At 42.3% G+C, this 15,039-nt stretch carries 9 protein-coding genes; 3 read left to right on the forward strand and 6 right to left on the reverse strand.

What is annotated here, in order from left to right:
• Positions 1 to 61: 61 nt before the first annotated feature.
• From RI561_RS04825 to RI561_RS04835, 3 genes are all read right to left on the reverse strand, one after another.
• The gene (locus RI561_RS04825) at positions 62 to 1,453 is read right to left on the reverse strand and encodes an alpha/beta fold hydrolase (protein ID WP_395079093.1); all 1,392 of its coding nucleotides are present in this window, start codon (positions 1,451 to 1,453) and stop codon (positions 62 to 64) included.
• A gap of 83 nt (positions 1,454 to 1,536) precedes the next feature.
• Positions 1,537 to 2,298, reverse strand: a complete 762-nt coding sequence (locus tag RI561_RS04830) for a lysophospholipid acyltransferase family protein (RefSeq protein ID WP_395079094.1) — start codon at positions 2,296 to 2,298, stop codon at positions 1,537 to 1,539.
• Positions 2,299 to 2,327: 29 nt separating this feature from the next.
• Entirely contained in the window at positions 2,328 to 3,086 is a 759-nt protein-coding gene (locus tag RI561_RS04835; protein WP_395079095.1) for a GNAT family N-acetyltransferase, read from the reverse strand.
• A 332-nt stretch (positions 3,087 to 3,418) separates the two neighbouring features.
• On the opposite strand from RI561_RS04835, the gene RI561_RS04840 reads away from it, so the two are divergent.
• The 3 genes from RI561_RS04840 (at position 3,419) to ggt (ending at position 7,648) form a co-directional block, all read left to right on the forward strand.
• Entirely contained in the window at positions 3,419 to 4,642 is a 1,224-nt protein-coding gene (locus tag RI561_RS04840; RefSeq protein ID WP_395079096.1) for an MFS transporter, read from the forward strand.
• A 130-nt stretch (positions 4,643 to 4,772) separates the two neighbouring features.
• On the forward strand, positions 4,773 to 5,729 hold the full coding sequence (locus RI561_RS04845) for an NADP-dependent oxidoreductase (protein WP_395079097.1): 957 nt from the start codon (positions 4,773 to 4,775) through the stop codon (positions 5,727 to 5,729).
• A 182-nt stretch (positions 5,730 to 5,911) separates the two neighbouring features.
• Positions 5,912 to 7,648, forward strand: coding sequence for a gamma-glutamyltransferase (gene ggt / locus RI561_RS04850; RefSeq protein WP_395079098.1), 1,737 nt, complete (start codon positions 5,912 to 5,914; stop codon positions 7,646 to 7,648).
• 171 nt (positions 7,649 to 7,819) lie between these two features.
• Here the strand turns inward: ggt and RI561_RS04855 are convergent, their stop codons facing one another.
• The 3 genes from RI561_RS04855 to RI561_RS04865 all read right to left on the reverse strand — a co-directional run bounded on the left by RI561_RS04855 (position 7,820) and on the right by RI561_RS04865 (position 15,026).
• Positions 7,820 to 9,340: a BspA family leucine-rich repeat surface protein gene (locus RI561_RS04855; RefSeq protein WP_395079099.1), complete on the reverse strand. Its 1,521-nt coding sequence runs from the start codon at positions 9,338 to 9,340 to the stop codon at positions 7,820 to 7,822.
• Between the two features lie 277 nt (positions 9,341 to 9,617).
• Positions 9,618 to 11,549, reverse strand: a complete 1,932-nt coding sequence (locus RI561_RS04860; RefSeq protein ID WP_395079100.1) for a M14 family metallopeptidase — start codon at positions 11,547 to 11,549, stop codon at positions 9,618 to 9,620.
• 246 nt (positions 11,550 to 11,795) lie between these two features.
• Positions 11,796 to 15,026: a type I restriction endonuclease subunit R gene (locus RI561_RS04865; protein ID WP_395079101.1), complete on the reverse strand. Its 3,231-nt coding sequence runs from the start codon at positions 15,024 to 15,026 to the stop codon at positions 11,796 to 11,798.
• Positions 15,027 to 15,039 lie beyond the last annotated feature (13 nt).

Raw genomic sequence — 15,039 nt, forward strand, 5'->3', positions numbered from 1 at the left:
TCAGTAGTTTGAGGTTAATTCAGGATAAATTCAACGTAGAATTTTACTTCCTTTATACTCATTAATTGTCCACATTTTTTGAAACCCAACCGGCGATAGAATCCAAAAATCCATCAACAAATTCTTTTTCTAACATAGAATATTCAGCTACTTGTCCACTTTCTGCTTTCTGAAACAGGTGATTGGCTTCCGGAAAAGCCTCGACCTCAAACTCTGTATCTGCTTCCGTGAGTGCCTTTTCGATAGGTGCACTATTTTGCTCTATTGTAACCTGCGTATCCTTTCCTCCAAATAAAACAAGTACCGGGATGTCCAACTCTCTTAAATCATCTTTAGGGTCGTAAAACAATAACGATTTTGTCTGGGGAGAACCATAAACGGCCGCCAATTGGTCTGCCTGCCGGTTCACAAAAGCATCAATATCGGCGATGCCAGCTTTTTGGCTTGCCGGTAAAGCTTCAATCATACTATAGTAGTGATCAACATAATTTTGTTTCGCCGCTTCAATATCTCCATCATCCCGAATTGCCATCATTAATTCTTCTCGCAGTGATATCTCTTTTTCAACATCTTCTTCTGAATGAATTTCCTCTCCATATGCCTGCTCAACCTGGAAACTCAAAATTTCTTTCAAGCTTACCCCTGTTGATGCCATCAGAATCAACTGATCTACCTCGGGATTTTCATCGGCAACCTTTCCCGCCACAACACCTCCCTGACTATGCCCTAAAAGAATGATTTCTGAAAAATATTCGTCTTCAAGATTGTTGAGGTATTCAATAATTCTATTGACATCACCGGCCAACATATCAAGTGTTGCCTCAGAAAAGGTGCCCGTTGATTCTCCAATCTGTCGATCATCATATCTGAAGCTGGATATGCCCTGCTGTTCAAGATATTCGGCTATTTCCGCAAACACCTTGAAGCCAAATATATTTGAATTACGGTCCTGAGCTCCGCTCCCTGAGATCATAATTACAAGTGGAGAGTACTCACTATTTTCCGGAGTAACTAAAGTGCCTCCGATGTTCACTGTTTCCGTGGATATAATTAATTCCCGCCCTTCACCTAAAACCTCTTCTGGTTCAACTACTGATTTTTGTTTTTTGATTTCAAAAGGAAAAGAGGACATACCCTGATGATACATTCCGGTAATTAAGCTATCTGTTTCCAATACCCCTTTAAATTCTCCATTGCCCTGCCCGGTAAAAAAAGTAAAAAATACAGAATCTGATTTCTGTTCAACTCTTGTCAGATTTAACTCCATTGCGCCCTGCTGAGGGATATCCAGGGTTCCGGAATAATTTTGGGGCTCTCCCTCTATATCAAATATTACTTTAAGCTGTTGTCCCTGAATGTTGATCGCTCCTTCCCAATCACCCGAAATCGAGGTTTGGGCACTCACTGAAATACAGCAAAAAAATGATAAAAGTATAATAATTAGTGGTCGCATGGCTTTATCCTCAAAAATTGAAATGTTCTAAATCACATGTTGAGATTACAAAAAATATCATGTCCGTTTTTTAAAAGTAATTTTCAGGAAGTTGGTTCAAAATACTCTTCAATATTTTCTTTCAGTTTGGCTGCCAATTCTTTGCGGTCGGAAGATTGCTCGGTACGCTCCCCAAACTTGATTTTACAATAAATTTTATGGGTTTGGGATGACTTCATCAAATGCTCGAGAAACCCGTGGCGAGCACCAAAAAAACAAACGCTGTCCCGGGCCGGTTCATCTCCCTCAGCTGTTGCATATGAAATGGATGCGGTGTGAACCGGAAGTTCTTTATCGGCCGGAAACTGGAGTAAAGAAGCATGAAAAGGTAAAATACCTTCTCCTCCTGATGAAGTGGCCTCCGGGAAAAAAATCAATCCCTGGTATTCGTTCATGGAAGTAGAAAGCAGCTCGTTTACCCTTTTTACATCGGTCTTCCGTTTTCGATCCACAAAAATAACCCCAACTGCGTAAACCATATACCCTATAAGAGGCCAGCTCCGAACAGCCTTTTTGGCCACAAAAGTACATTTTAGGCTTAAATAGAGCGGAACTATATCAAGGTAGCTTAAGTGATTAGAAACTAAGAAAAAAGGGGCTTCGGGAGGTCTTCCCTCCACCTCAACTTCCATATTAAAAATAAAAGCCACACCCTCTGCCCATGTTTGCATAAAAAGATTTCGCCATGGTTCATAGGGCCGGCTTAATAATTTAGGAATCAATAATCCAACCCAATAAATACCAAATGTGGTAAGGGTATAGACCAACAGAAGGACAAGCTTAAAATATCCGCGGATCTTACTCATACCTTAAGAATTTAATTTATCTGAACGACTTAACCGAAAAACATTTTACGGGTACGATCAGAAATTTTCTCCGTATCCATGAATATCATCACATAGAGCAACTCTAACTCATTATGATAGGCCGGCTTGCTGATGAGACTGCAACCGACACTTAAATAGTTTTGAAGAAGGCCCGGAGCATCAAAATTTTCTTTTTTGGCGATCTCATAATCATCAACATTTTTTTTGTACGGCTCCTTCCCTGATACCTGATATTCACTGTGAATGACTCCCCGATCTTTGAGTTCTTTATAAATAGCCAATGCATCTTTATCATTACTGGCAGGAATACCTAAACTTCCCAATAAATATCTTTTATCCAAAGCTTTAAGATATCCGGCAAATCCTTTCCACAATAAGAATAACACTCGTCCACTTCGGTGTTCTTCTTTAATACAAGCACGGCCTACTTCAAAACTTTTTGAAAGCACCTCCTGCGGTAATTCTTGTAAGTTAAAAAGGCTATCCGAATAGAAACCTTCTCCACTTACAGCCTGTTCATAGGTTTGAAGTCGATAGGTACCTATTACTCTGTCTTTTTTAATTTCCTTAACAATTAAATGATGACACTGTGCATCGTACTTGTCTTCATCTATAGTTTTTGACGAATCAAATTCTCGTTCCAGTTCTTTATAAAATACTTCGTACCTGAGTTTTAAAGCCTGTTCAATTTCTTTGTCCGTTCGTGCAATACTCACACGATAGCGATGATTTGAAATATCCGGTAAAATCTGTTTTTCAGCTTTCAATGTTTACTTCACATTTATTTAGGTTAACTGTGTTAAGTTACAGAATTCACAACGTCTTTTACATATGTAAAAATTCCCAATTGGCAACCCAACCGATTTCAAAATAGTGAGAGTGCTTTAATTACAGATCAGATCATAATTTTTCTTGACCTCATCCAATTACCGCCCAGCGTCCTTTGAAATTTAACGTTGAAAATATCATTAAATCCGATCATCATTTCAAAAAAATATCTTTGGTGTTTAAAAGTGGTACTCCCTTTTAAATATCAGTATCATTGGCGTGACTTGATCTGCATGGTTTAAAACCTTCTTACTGCTAACAAATCCATATTTTGAGCACTCCCGTTAAAAAAGCTAATAACTCTCTACTCAGTGATGTTAACCTCTACATCATTTTTGGAATTACCTTAACGGCTGTTATGGGAGTCTCATCCATCGCTCCAGCTTTTCCCGTTATCTCTGATGCCCTGGATGTTTCAGCGCAGAGAATTGGCCTCTTAATTACTTTCTTCACCCTTCCCGGCATTTTTATAACCCCTATACTTGGGCTTTTGGCCGACCGATATGGCCGTAAAATTGTATTGGTTCCATCTCTATTTCTCTTTGGAATTGCCGGAACGGCTTGTGCTTTTACTACCGACTTCGAAACCATGCTTTTCTTTCGTGCATTACAGGGGATGGGCAGTGCCTCACTGGGAGCGCTAAATCTAACCCTGATCGGGGATCTGTATTCGGGAAATGACCGTGCTACTGCTATGGGATATAATGGCAGTGTGTTGAGTATAGGAACAGCTTTTTATCCTGCTGTGGGTGGAGCGGTTGCTCTGTTGGGTTGGCATTATCCATTTTTCCTGAGCTTGTTGGCTATTCCGGTCGGACTTTTTGTATTAACCTCGCTTGAAAAAACAGGTTCCTCCGGCGGACTTAACATTTCAGAAATTTTTTCTAGTGTTGCCTCCTCGCTCGTCTCCAAAAAAGTGATTCCATTATTTGTTGGTATTTTTCTCACCTTTATTATGCTATATGGAGGATATATCACCTACTTCACCATTTTACTGGATGAAAAATTCAGTCAGAACTCGTTTTGGATTGGCATCATCCTTTCGGGCTCTTCTTTTATGACCGCCTATGCTTCTTCACAGCTTGGCAAACTGACACAGCGTTTTTCTGAAGTTAATTTAATCCGAACGGCCGCTGTTCTTTACCTCTCCATATTCTTATTCATTCCCCAAATTGAAAACATCTGGTGGTTTGCCCTGCCCGTCGCCGTTTTTGGAGCTGCACAAGGAATAAATATCCCCAGCATTCTAAACTTACTTACCGGCTACGCCGATAAAGAATATCGAGCGGCTTTTCTCTCCGTGAACTGGGTGGTAATGAGAACGGGGCAGGCCCTCGGTCCATACTTGTTGGGCTTGGTCTACGCCTTCATCAGTCTTGATGCTACTTTTTATGCCTCAGCCATAGCTGCAGGAATATTTGTCCTATGCTCCTTCTTTTTTATGAAAAAGGACTGGTATTCGGCTGAAGATGTAAGCACCATTGAACCTCTTTGATTACAACATTTTTTCCTCAATTCTGTACATCCGTCTCATAGGGTATATCAAATAATCTCCCCGAACCCATCCTCTTGCAGACTTGTTGTACACTCAGAATAAGTAATCATAAAATAAATTATTTCATAACATGAGTGAACAAATGAAAGCCACTTATATTGAAGAATATGGTGATCTGGCAAACATTAAAACAGGAGAACTTGATAAACCGGAAGCTAAAGAAGGAGAGGTTTTAATTCGGGTAAGATCAGCCGGTGTAAATCCTGTTGATGCTGCCATAGCTCGAGGAATGCTAAAAGATGCCATCCTCGGAAAGTTTCCTTTAATACCCGGATGGGATGTAGCAGGTGTAGTGGAAGAAGTCGGCCATTCCGTTAGTCGTTTTAGCCCTGGTGACGAGGTTTATGCCTATGCTCGCCGCCCAAAAATTCAACACGGAACTTTTGCTGAATATGTGAGCTTACCGGAATCTTATATAGCTGAACGGCCAACCAATATTTCTATGGAAGAATCAGGGGGAATTCCATTAGTAGGATTAACAGCCTATCAATCCATTTTTGATTTTGGAGGACTCAAAAATGATCAAACTTTATTGATTTTAGGGGCCTCAGGAGGAGTTGGCACGTTAGCTATTCAATTGGCAAAATCTGTGGGAGCCAACGTAATTGGTGTAGCGAGTGAAGCGAATCACGAGTATATGAAAGAGCTCGGAGCTGATATCACTATTGATTACAAAGATAATCACTTGGGAGAGGCCGTTAAAAATGCTCATCCTGAAGGAGTTGATCTTATCTTTCATTGTTCACGAGGAGATTCTTTTGCACAAGTAATGGAAACCAGCGTACTTAAAGACGGCGGGAGAGTGGCCTCCATCACTAATAGCAATCCTGATATCAATGAGGATATTGATTTCAAATATGTGTTTGTAGAACCAAATGCGGAACAGTTAGAGCATATAGCTGCCCTTGCCGATAACAGTAAAATTAAAGTCCCGGTCTCGGAAACTTATTCCCTGAAAGAAGTTGGGCAGGCTCTTCAAGAAATCGAAAAGCTTCACACAAGAGGGAAGCTGATCATCACTCCTTAAAAAATCATCAACAGAAATTACAGAGCCAGTCCTGCGGACTGGCTCTTTTTTTATACCTGTCATAAAGCCAAAGCTATGCAATGAGGATTAAAAAGTCCTTAAACCAAATGCTTTCTCCCTTTTTGTAATACCCCTTTCAGCATCGTATAATCTGATGATCTATTAATTTTATTGAACTACCCATGAGACGATTACTAACTTCCCTTACATTTACATTTGTTCTATTTCTGCTAATCCCCACCGAACAGTTACAAGCCCAAATTGACCGCGAAGCCGGCAATCAAATCTCAACCCGATCCGAGGTTATTGCTGAGCGTGGGATGGTAGCTACCAGTCAGCCGCTTGCTACCCAAGTAGGCTTGCAAATTCTTCGAAACGGAGGAAATGCCATTGATGCAGCCATCGGAGCAAATGCAGCTATGGGGCTCATGGAACCCACCGGAAATGGCATCGGCGGTGACCTCTTTGCTATAATTTGGCATGAGGAAAGTGGTCAGTTATATGCACTCAATGCCAGTGGTCGTTCTCCGCGCGGACTGTCCTACGACCGACTTATGGAGATCTTAGATGAAAAAGGAGCGAACAGTATTCCGGCTTATGATCTGCTATCGGTTTCCGTACCAGGAGCTGTAGATGGATGGTTTGAAATGCACGAACGATTTGGCTCTGCCGATATGAGTGATATATTATCGGAACCCATCTGGTATGCCGAAAATGGATTTCCGGTCAGTGAAGCTATCTCTGCTTCATGGAGAGGAAGTGCCCGCTTTTTGAGCAATCAACCCGGAGCTTTTGAAGAAACTTTTACTATTGACGGGCGCGGACCTGAAAAGGGAGAAATCTTTCGCAATCCTGATCTTGGAAATACCTTTCGCTTACTGGCCGAACAGGGCCGTGATGCTTTTTATCGTGGTGAAATAGCCGAAAAAATTGATGCCTGGATGCGAGAAAATGACGGCTACCTGCGGTACGAAGATTTTGACCAACATCGCTCTGAATGGGTAGAACCAAAAACGGTGAACTACCGTGGGTATGATGTGTACCAAGTGGGCGGAAATGTGCAGGGAACAGCCGTTTTGCAAATGCTGAATATTTTGGAAGGATTTGATCTCGCCGAAACCGGCTTTGGAACCGCTGAAACGCTACACCTTATGATCGAAGCCAAGAAAATTGCTTTTGAAGACCGCGCCAAGCATTATGCCGATCCCGATTTCCAGGATGTTCCATATGAGGTTTTGCTTTCCAAAGAATATGCCGCCGAACGACGTGAACTAATTGGGGAAAGAGCCCGGCGAGACCTCACCACCGGAGTTGATGTTTTAGAAGATGGCGATACTATTTATTTAACTACAGCCGATTCGGAAGGAAATATGGTTTCTTTAATTCAAAGTAATTTCCGGGGAATGGGAACCGGGTTTGTAGTTCCCGGAACGGGATTCAGCTTTCAAAATCGTGGCGAATTATTTTCACTTGATCCAAATCATCCTAATGTCTATGCGCCGGGTAAGCGACCATTTCATACCATAATTCCCGGTTTTGTGATGAAAGACGGTGAGCCCATTATGAGTTTTGGAAACATGGGTGGCGCCTATCAACCCATAGGGCACGTAAGTATTCTCACCAATGTCATCGATTTTGGAATGAACATCCAACAAGCCGGCGATGCCTTTCGCTGGGAACACTCCGGCTCCACCCAACCCACGGACGACCTCGATGACAAACTCACCAATTCCGGTTTAGTAAGTATTGAATCCGGTGTGGATTTTGGAGTTGTTCGAAAACTGCGTCAAATGGGCCATAACATACAAATCGGAGGCAGCTTCTTCGGCCGCTTCCAGGCCATCATGCGCGACCACGAGCACGGTGTTTATTTTGGTGCTTCGGAGTCGAGAGTGGATGGTCAGGCTGCGGGGTATTGAGGTTGCTTTTTTCATGAAAAGCCGAAGCTTAGCAGCAAGTGTAAAGCCTTAACCGAATAGATAACCCTCCAAGTATTTAGACTTTTTGGAGGGTTAATCAACAGAGATATTAAAATGCTAATGGTGTTAGATATTATATGGTCACAATTACTTCACCGCAAGATCAATCCATTACTTGATCAACATTAGCTTTCTCGTTTCTGTGAAATCACCGGCTTCAATGCGGTAAATATAAGTGCCGGAGGATAATGAAGAAGCATCAAACGAGACAGTATGAACACCGGCGGACTGCCGTTCCTTTACCAATGCTGTTACCTCTCGACCTAATAAATCATACACAGCTAAACGAACTTCGGCAACCTCCGGTATAGCATATTTTGTGGTAGTAGAAGGATTAAAAGGATTAGGATAATTCTGCTCAAGTGCAAAATGTTCCGGAATGGCATCGTTTTTGTTTTCGGTATTTGTGGCAGTGGTTTTTCCGCCATCAGTAATCGTCCAACCAAATTCATCAATTATTTTTTGACGAGCTTCTTCGGCTGCTTCGGTATATTCGCTATTTCCGGCATGAAAATTTGCATCTCGCGTTAGGTCCATTCCACTCCACCCAATTAGCAAAGCATCATAATTTTCAGTTGAAAGTTTAGCTCCTTCGAGAAAACCTTCCAAGCCGGCTCCACTATAATGCAGGAGATTAGTGATATACCAATTGCTAAGATCAGCGTCAAATGATTCTGCTCCCGCAAACATCCTTTCCATATTTCTCACTTTGCTTACACTCCAGCTGCTAAGGTCAGCATTAAACAATTCGGCACCAAAAAACATCTTTTCCATTCTTGTTACTTTACTTACATCCCAAATGCTCAAATCTCCTTTGAAAGATTTTGCACTGTGAAACATATTGGCCATAGTTGTTACATTGCTCACATCCCAATTACTCAGATCTGCGTTAAAAGAGCTAGCGCCATAAAACGTTCTTTCCATATTAGTAACACTACTCACATCCCAATTGCTCAAATCTCTATTAAATGATTCAGCTAAATTGAACATACCTCCGAGATCTTCTACACTGCTTACATCCCAAGTACTTATGTTTCCATTGAAGGAACTAGCACCGGAAAAAGCTCCTCTCATAGTTGTTACGTTGCTCACATCCCAGTTACTCAAGTCCCCATTGAAAGATTTAGCACCGGTAAACATTCCTTCCATATTTGTTACTTGACTCAAATTGGGCACATCGGTAGCATTGTATATCATATTTTCAGCACTCCAAAAAGCACCTCTCATACTTTCCCAAACTACATCCCCCCACTGGTCAATACTTTGTAGCTTGACAGCGTTTTCCTTTTCATATTCAGATGCACTATAAGATTCTACAATTTGAAAATGCGGGAAAACTCCACTTATTCGTACAGTATAAGTGCCAGCCTCAATATACAAATGTGATCGGTCGGGGTCGTCTCCGGTAACCGTTTCTTCATTGCCATCGCCCCAATCAACGCGAAAATTAAAATCAGTAATTTCGTCTCCACCACCGGTAGGAATAAATATATACTCATTGGCAGTAGTTGTTTGCCAAGTTGTAATGAATTGATCATCCTGAGCTCGAACGCTATCAACCCCGCAATACATGATCATAAAAAGTAATAGAAAAGTGGCGCGTAAATGAAGTCTACTTATCAGGGTTTTCATAGCAGTTCTATTTAAGTTTATATTTTAATTCATTATCGTCCGATTATTTTTAAAAATATAATTATACCTGTGCTCATAGACATCTAAAGAGGGTTTTCCCTTTAATCTTTAACTCTCTTATTCTACTATTAAAATACAAAATTTCGCCCTGATTTACCACGTTTCACCCCATTATTTTATCCTTTAAACGAAGCTCCAAATTAGCAATAAGAAGCAAAAAAGCCCTGACATCATTAGTGATGAGCAGGGCTTATACATGACTACAAAAAGAGAAAAATTATTCCTTTTCCTCAGGCGGACTACCTAACTCGATTTCCTCCTCAATATAACCGCCACGAGTGGACAGGATTTTCACAGTACCCCTCGCGCCTTCAATACCATTCAACTCAACTTCGAAATACACTTCCTGCGATTCTCCGGCATCCGTATACCCGGCACGGATTGTTTTATCATACAATTCAGGAGTGATGATCTTGAGTTTGGCATCTTCATGTCCCTTTGTAAGCTCGGAGTCAAAGTCGAGTTCAACCCGGTCTTCCCGAACAATTTTGACCAGCTGTGCCTGCTTTAAAGCAACCGGCAAGTTCCCTGTGTTCGTCCAGCTCACAGATATTTTATAGATGTTGTCCTCGTTTTGCTCGATGTTTATATCATCAAGAGTTATTTGAGGAAGTTCCTTCGCCATCATTAAATTGAAAAGGGCTTGTTTCTCAGCCCAGCGTTCAAGCTGCCATGGCGGACCGTTTTGGCTGAAGAATTTGGGGTGAAAACCACCGATTTCAACTTCACCCAGTTCAGGGTGCTCAAATTTAGTCCATGCTTTAAAGCCTCGCCCTTCATTTTCCCGAAGATCCCATTGCAGGGCATCATAGTCGTCATAGATCCCATCATCATTATAATCTTCCATCGCCCCGTTATTCCATAGCTCATCGCCATACCAGATGGAGCCGAAATAGAAATACCCAAAATCAGGTCCGTGCCCAAACAAAGGGCTTGGCCGGGAAGGATCTCCGGTTACGCGATTGGTGGGATAGCGGGTCATATAGGTCTCATAAACATCTCCGGCCCACGGATAGTCGGTAATCTCGAGGCCAAGGCGATCGTACTTTTCATAAAGTGCGAGATCTTCAGGATACATTCGTTCTTCACTTTTCGAAGTGGATGGCGGACGTAAATGCATGGGAACACGGGTATCCATAGAATTCACTACGGAAATATTCGGATGAGTCAGCATCCACATAACCACTGATTTTGATTCGGGTTCACTTAACGGATAGTCTCCTGCTCCATATTGAGTGTAACCACGTCCGGTGAGGTCACGCCCTACATCAGGCCGCCAGTTTTCGGCATAGTTTCGGTGGAGGTCTAATCCACCAACACCGTCTTCATTAATGTCTCCGTCACCGTCATTATCGATGCCTTCAGAATAAACCAACCATTCACCTTTTCCGTCCAGCACTCGTTTCATCAATCGACCTTCCGGATCTCTAGGGTCAATGATGTAGTTAGCTTCATCCATTTCGTCGGAATCCGCTTTCTTTCGCATCGAATAAATGATGCCGTCGCCATCAAGATCTTCGGGAGAATCTTCATCCAAAAGGCCATCCCTGTCATTATCGTGCGGCCGGACAGAACTGCGATTTGCCTGGGCGGTATGGAGGTAAAGGTTCGAGCCGTCGGGATTATTCTGCGGGCGAAGATAAATGGCTTTGGTGTCTATCAATTCGGTGATCTCAGGATCTTTCCCGTAGTTCTCGAGTAGGTGTTGGGTAAGCCATAAAATAGATTCACTGCTTGTAATCTCCCCACTATGCCGCCCCCCTTCAAAATAAGCAGCGGGTTTGTCGGTATGCTTTCCTTTTTCTTTATTGGTGATGGTCATCTGAAGAATGGGCCGCCCTTCAAAACTTTTAGCAACCTCGTATAAATCCACGATATCAGGATATTCCTCCGCCCAGCGCTCATACCATTCATACATTACATTAACCGTATGATAGGTATCAAAAGTCAGCTCATCTCCGGCTTCATATTCAACTTCCGGGAACCGGTGCTGTTCAAAAAAACTGATTCCATGCCTTTCACCGTCAACAGTGTACATGGTAGTATCTGATTCCGGCCATTCCGGGGTATTTAATGGCGTATAGTTTTGTGCAAAAGCCTGGCCAAACATAATGACAGCCAAAAGTATCGGTAGCCCTATTCTTTTCATATCAAATGGAGATTAGTTAGCATTTCCTGATTGCATGGAATGTAATGCATTCGAGTTAAAAATATTTAGGGTGTTTTTGGTGTGTGGGCTGAAGATATAGAAATGAGGGTGTGAAGAGTAGTTACTTGTTAAATACATATCCACTGTTCTAGATATTGAACCTTGAATTTGAAGAGGAGGCTTTATTTGGCCTCACGAAACTGAACTCCCGGAGGAGAGTTAAGGTAATGGCACTCCCCTTTTTCTCTATCCCCTATTCCTCTTAAAATTCTCCGCCTGCTCAAAGATCTCCTTATAGACCTCATCCCGGTCAATAGGTGGGTAATCATGTTCGGCCAATAGGACAATCAAGTCTGCTTTTAATTCTGCTTTGATGTCGGCACGTTTATTCCAATCAGTGTATTTGGCTTTGTCATCGACTACCTTTTTAACCTCTTTGGAAAGATGAATGAGCTTCTCTTCAGGATAATTGAAATCATATTTTCTTGTAAGCTCTTTCAGGATATCGTAGAAGGCTTTTTCTTCAAAATCGATTCCCATGTCTTTAAATGACTCTCTTTCCTTTTTCATTTGATGATAGAGGTCGATGATCTCATCGGTAAAATCATCCAGCACTTCGCTTCGTAGGGTATCGTCTTCCTTGCGTTCATTGTATCGATCTACCAACGACTTAAACTTCTTCGAGAAATCAATTCCTTTGACTTTGTTTACTTTCTTGAAGTCTTCTATGGCTTTAGCGAGCAGCTTTTGGAGGAGCTTAATTTTGGTGTTGGGGAGCTTGATTTTATCGATCTTGGCCAGGTATTCTTCATCAAAGATGTCGATCTCTTTGGTATCTTCATTGCCCAGCTTCGTTATTTCAGTGACTCCCTCACTTTCAAGAGCTTCCTGAATCATTTCACGGACTTTCGCATTCATCTGAGCTACGTCCGGGGCAGTGCCTTTGGTAAGCTTAAAGACTATGGACCGAACAGCAATGTAGAAGTGAATATAGTCCCGCTCTTTATCGGAAAACTCTTCGCTTCCACAGCAAATATCGTAAGCCGTTTTCATTCGCTTGACCAAAAACATGAATCGTTTCTCTAAATCCTCAGTAGCCTGAACAAATTCGGCTGCCATGTTTAGGGTGTGGAGCTGCTCAAGCGGAGCACCACTGAAGTAGGGTTTTTCATCAAACTTATGGAAGATTTTGGCCAACAGTTCAAGGTGATCTTTTACTACGATAATCGACTGTTGAATGTCCTCGAAGTTTTTAGCATCGGATTTATTGTAATGGGCGAGGGCCTTATTCATCTGTGATTTTATACCGATGTAATCAACAATGAGTCCTTTGTCTTTGCCTTCAAACTTTCGGTTTACCCTTGAGATGGTCTGAATAAGGTTATGGCGCTTGATAGGCTTGTCGATATACATGGTATCGAGGAAAGGAACGTCGAAGCCGGTGAGCCACATATCAACTACAATGGCAATCTTGAAATTGGACTTCGGATTCTTGAACTGGCGATCTAATTCTTTGCGGTCGTCTTTAGTACCTAACAAATTATAGAGCTTCTTCACATCGTCTTTATTGCGGGTCATAACCATTTTGATCCGCTCGATGGGCTTAATTTCCCGAAGCTCGCTTTCAGTGAGTTCTTCATCGGGAGCTGCTGCTCTCACTTCATTCCACTCAGGACGAAGTTCAATGATGTTTTTGTACATTTCGTAGGCAATCTCGCGGTTGCTGCACACAAACATTGCTTTGCCTTTAATGGTCGCGCCTTCTTCAATGCGTTTTTCATAGTGATTCACAAAATCCAGGGCTACAGCCTTTAAGCGATCCGGGTCGCCAATAATGGCATTCATCTGAGCATTCGCCTTCTTGCTCTCTTCAATCTGATATTCATTGGTCCCTTCATCGGCGCATTTCTCATAATACTCTTCGATCTCCTGAAGCTTCTTGTTATCCAGCAATACTTTTGCGGCCCGACCTTCATATACAATCCGTACGGTGATATCATCCACCACCGATTCGGTCATGGTGTATTCATCGACTACCTCACCAAACACATCCAGAGTTGCATCAATCGGAGTTCCGGTAAAGCCGACGTAGGTAGCATTGGGAAGGGAATCGTGGAGATACTTAGCAAATCCGTAAGTTTTGGTGACTCCCTCTGAGGTGATCTTCACTTTCTGATCCAGGTTGGTCTGACTTCGGTGTGCTTCATCTGAAATACAAATCACATTGGCACGATCTGTGAGGAGCTTGGTGTCTTCCGTAAATTTGTGAATAGTAGTCAGGAATATCCCACCGCTTTTTCTGCCCTGAAGTTTGGTTCTCAAATCTTCCCGGCTTTCTACCGTCTTAACATTGTCATCTCCGAGATAATCTTTAGCATTGGTAAACTGGGCAGAAAGCTGATCGTCTAAATCTGTTCGGTCGGTGATGAGAACAATGGTAGGACTGGAGAAATATGGGCTCTTCATCAACAATCTTGAGAGGAATAGCATGGTAAAGCTCTTTCCTGACCCGGTAGCGCCAAAATAGGTACCGCCCTTTCCATCACCATCCGGTTTTTGATGCTCAATGATGTTGTGGAACAGTTTATTGGCCGCATAGAACTGGGGATACCGACAAACGATCTTCTCATCCTTTTTCGAGCTGTCGGGGATATAAATGAAGTTTCGAATGATGTTCCGCAGTCGCTTCCGGTTAAACATACCCTCAATTAGGGTAAATAGTGAATCGATGCCATCCACATCTTTGATCAGACCTTCAATACGTCTCCAGGAATAGTAGTATTCATAGGGAGCAAAGAAAGAACCTGCCCGACTATTCACACCGTCACTGATCACACAAAAAGCATTGTACTTGAATAGCTCGGGAATGTCCCGTTTATAGCGTACGGTTAATTGAATATAGGCATCATGAATGGTGGCTTCTTCACGAATGGCACTTTTAAATTCAAACACCACCAGCGGAATTCCATTGATATAGAGAATCCCATCCGGAATGCGCTTTTCGGTGCCCATGATCTCAAGCTGATTCACAAACTTGTAGATGTTAGTATCGGGCTGGTAGCCTTCTCCTTCTGAAGCCGCTTTGCCGTACTTGGGATTGAACTCACTGTTTTCCATTCCAACCTGAACAGCGGCCAGAATTCCGCTGTAATCAATTAGTTGAATGTAGAGATCCTTTTTACTCCGATCGTCTCTTTTGAACAGAAAGCCATCCTGAATTTTTTTGAAGATCGCCTTATTGCTTTCATACAGGTTTAGTGTAGGAGGACTTTCCAAATCCATAATAATGCGATTCACCTCAGCAGGAGTGATTTCGTCCTCTTTATATCGCTCCATCAAAAACTGCCGAAGGTCTTCCTTGATCAACACCTCATCCATGGATGGCCTTGAAATCTGATCTCCCGTCAGGTGCGGAATGCCGTCCTGCTCCAGGAGTTCAGTGATGGCGTTTTCAAGTTGTGCTTCGGTGAATTTCATAATTACTAGTTTG

It is taken from the genome of Gracilimonas sp. (assembly GCF_031581265.1).
Taxonomy (GTDB): Bacteria; Bacteroidota; Rhodothermia; order Balneolales; family Balneolaceae; genus Gracilimonas.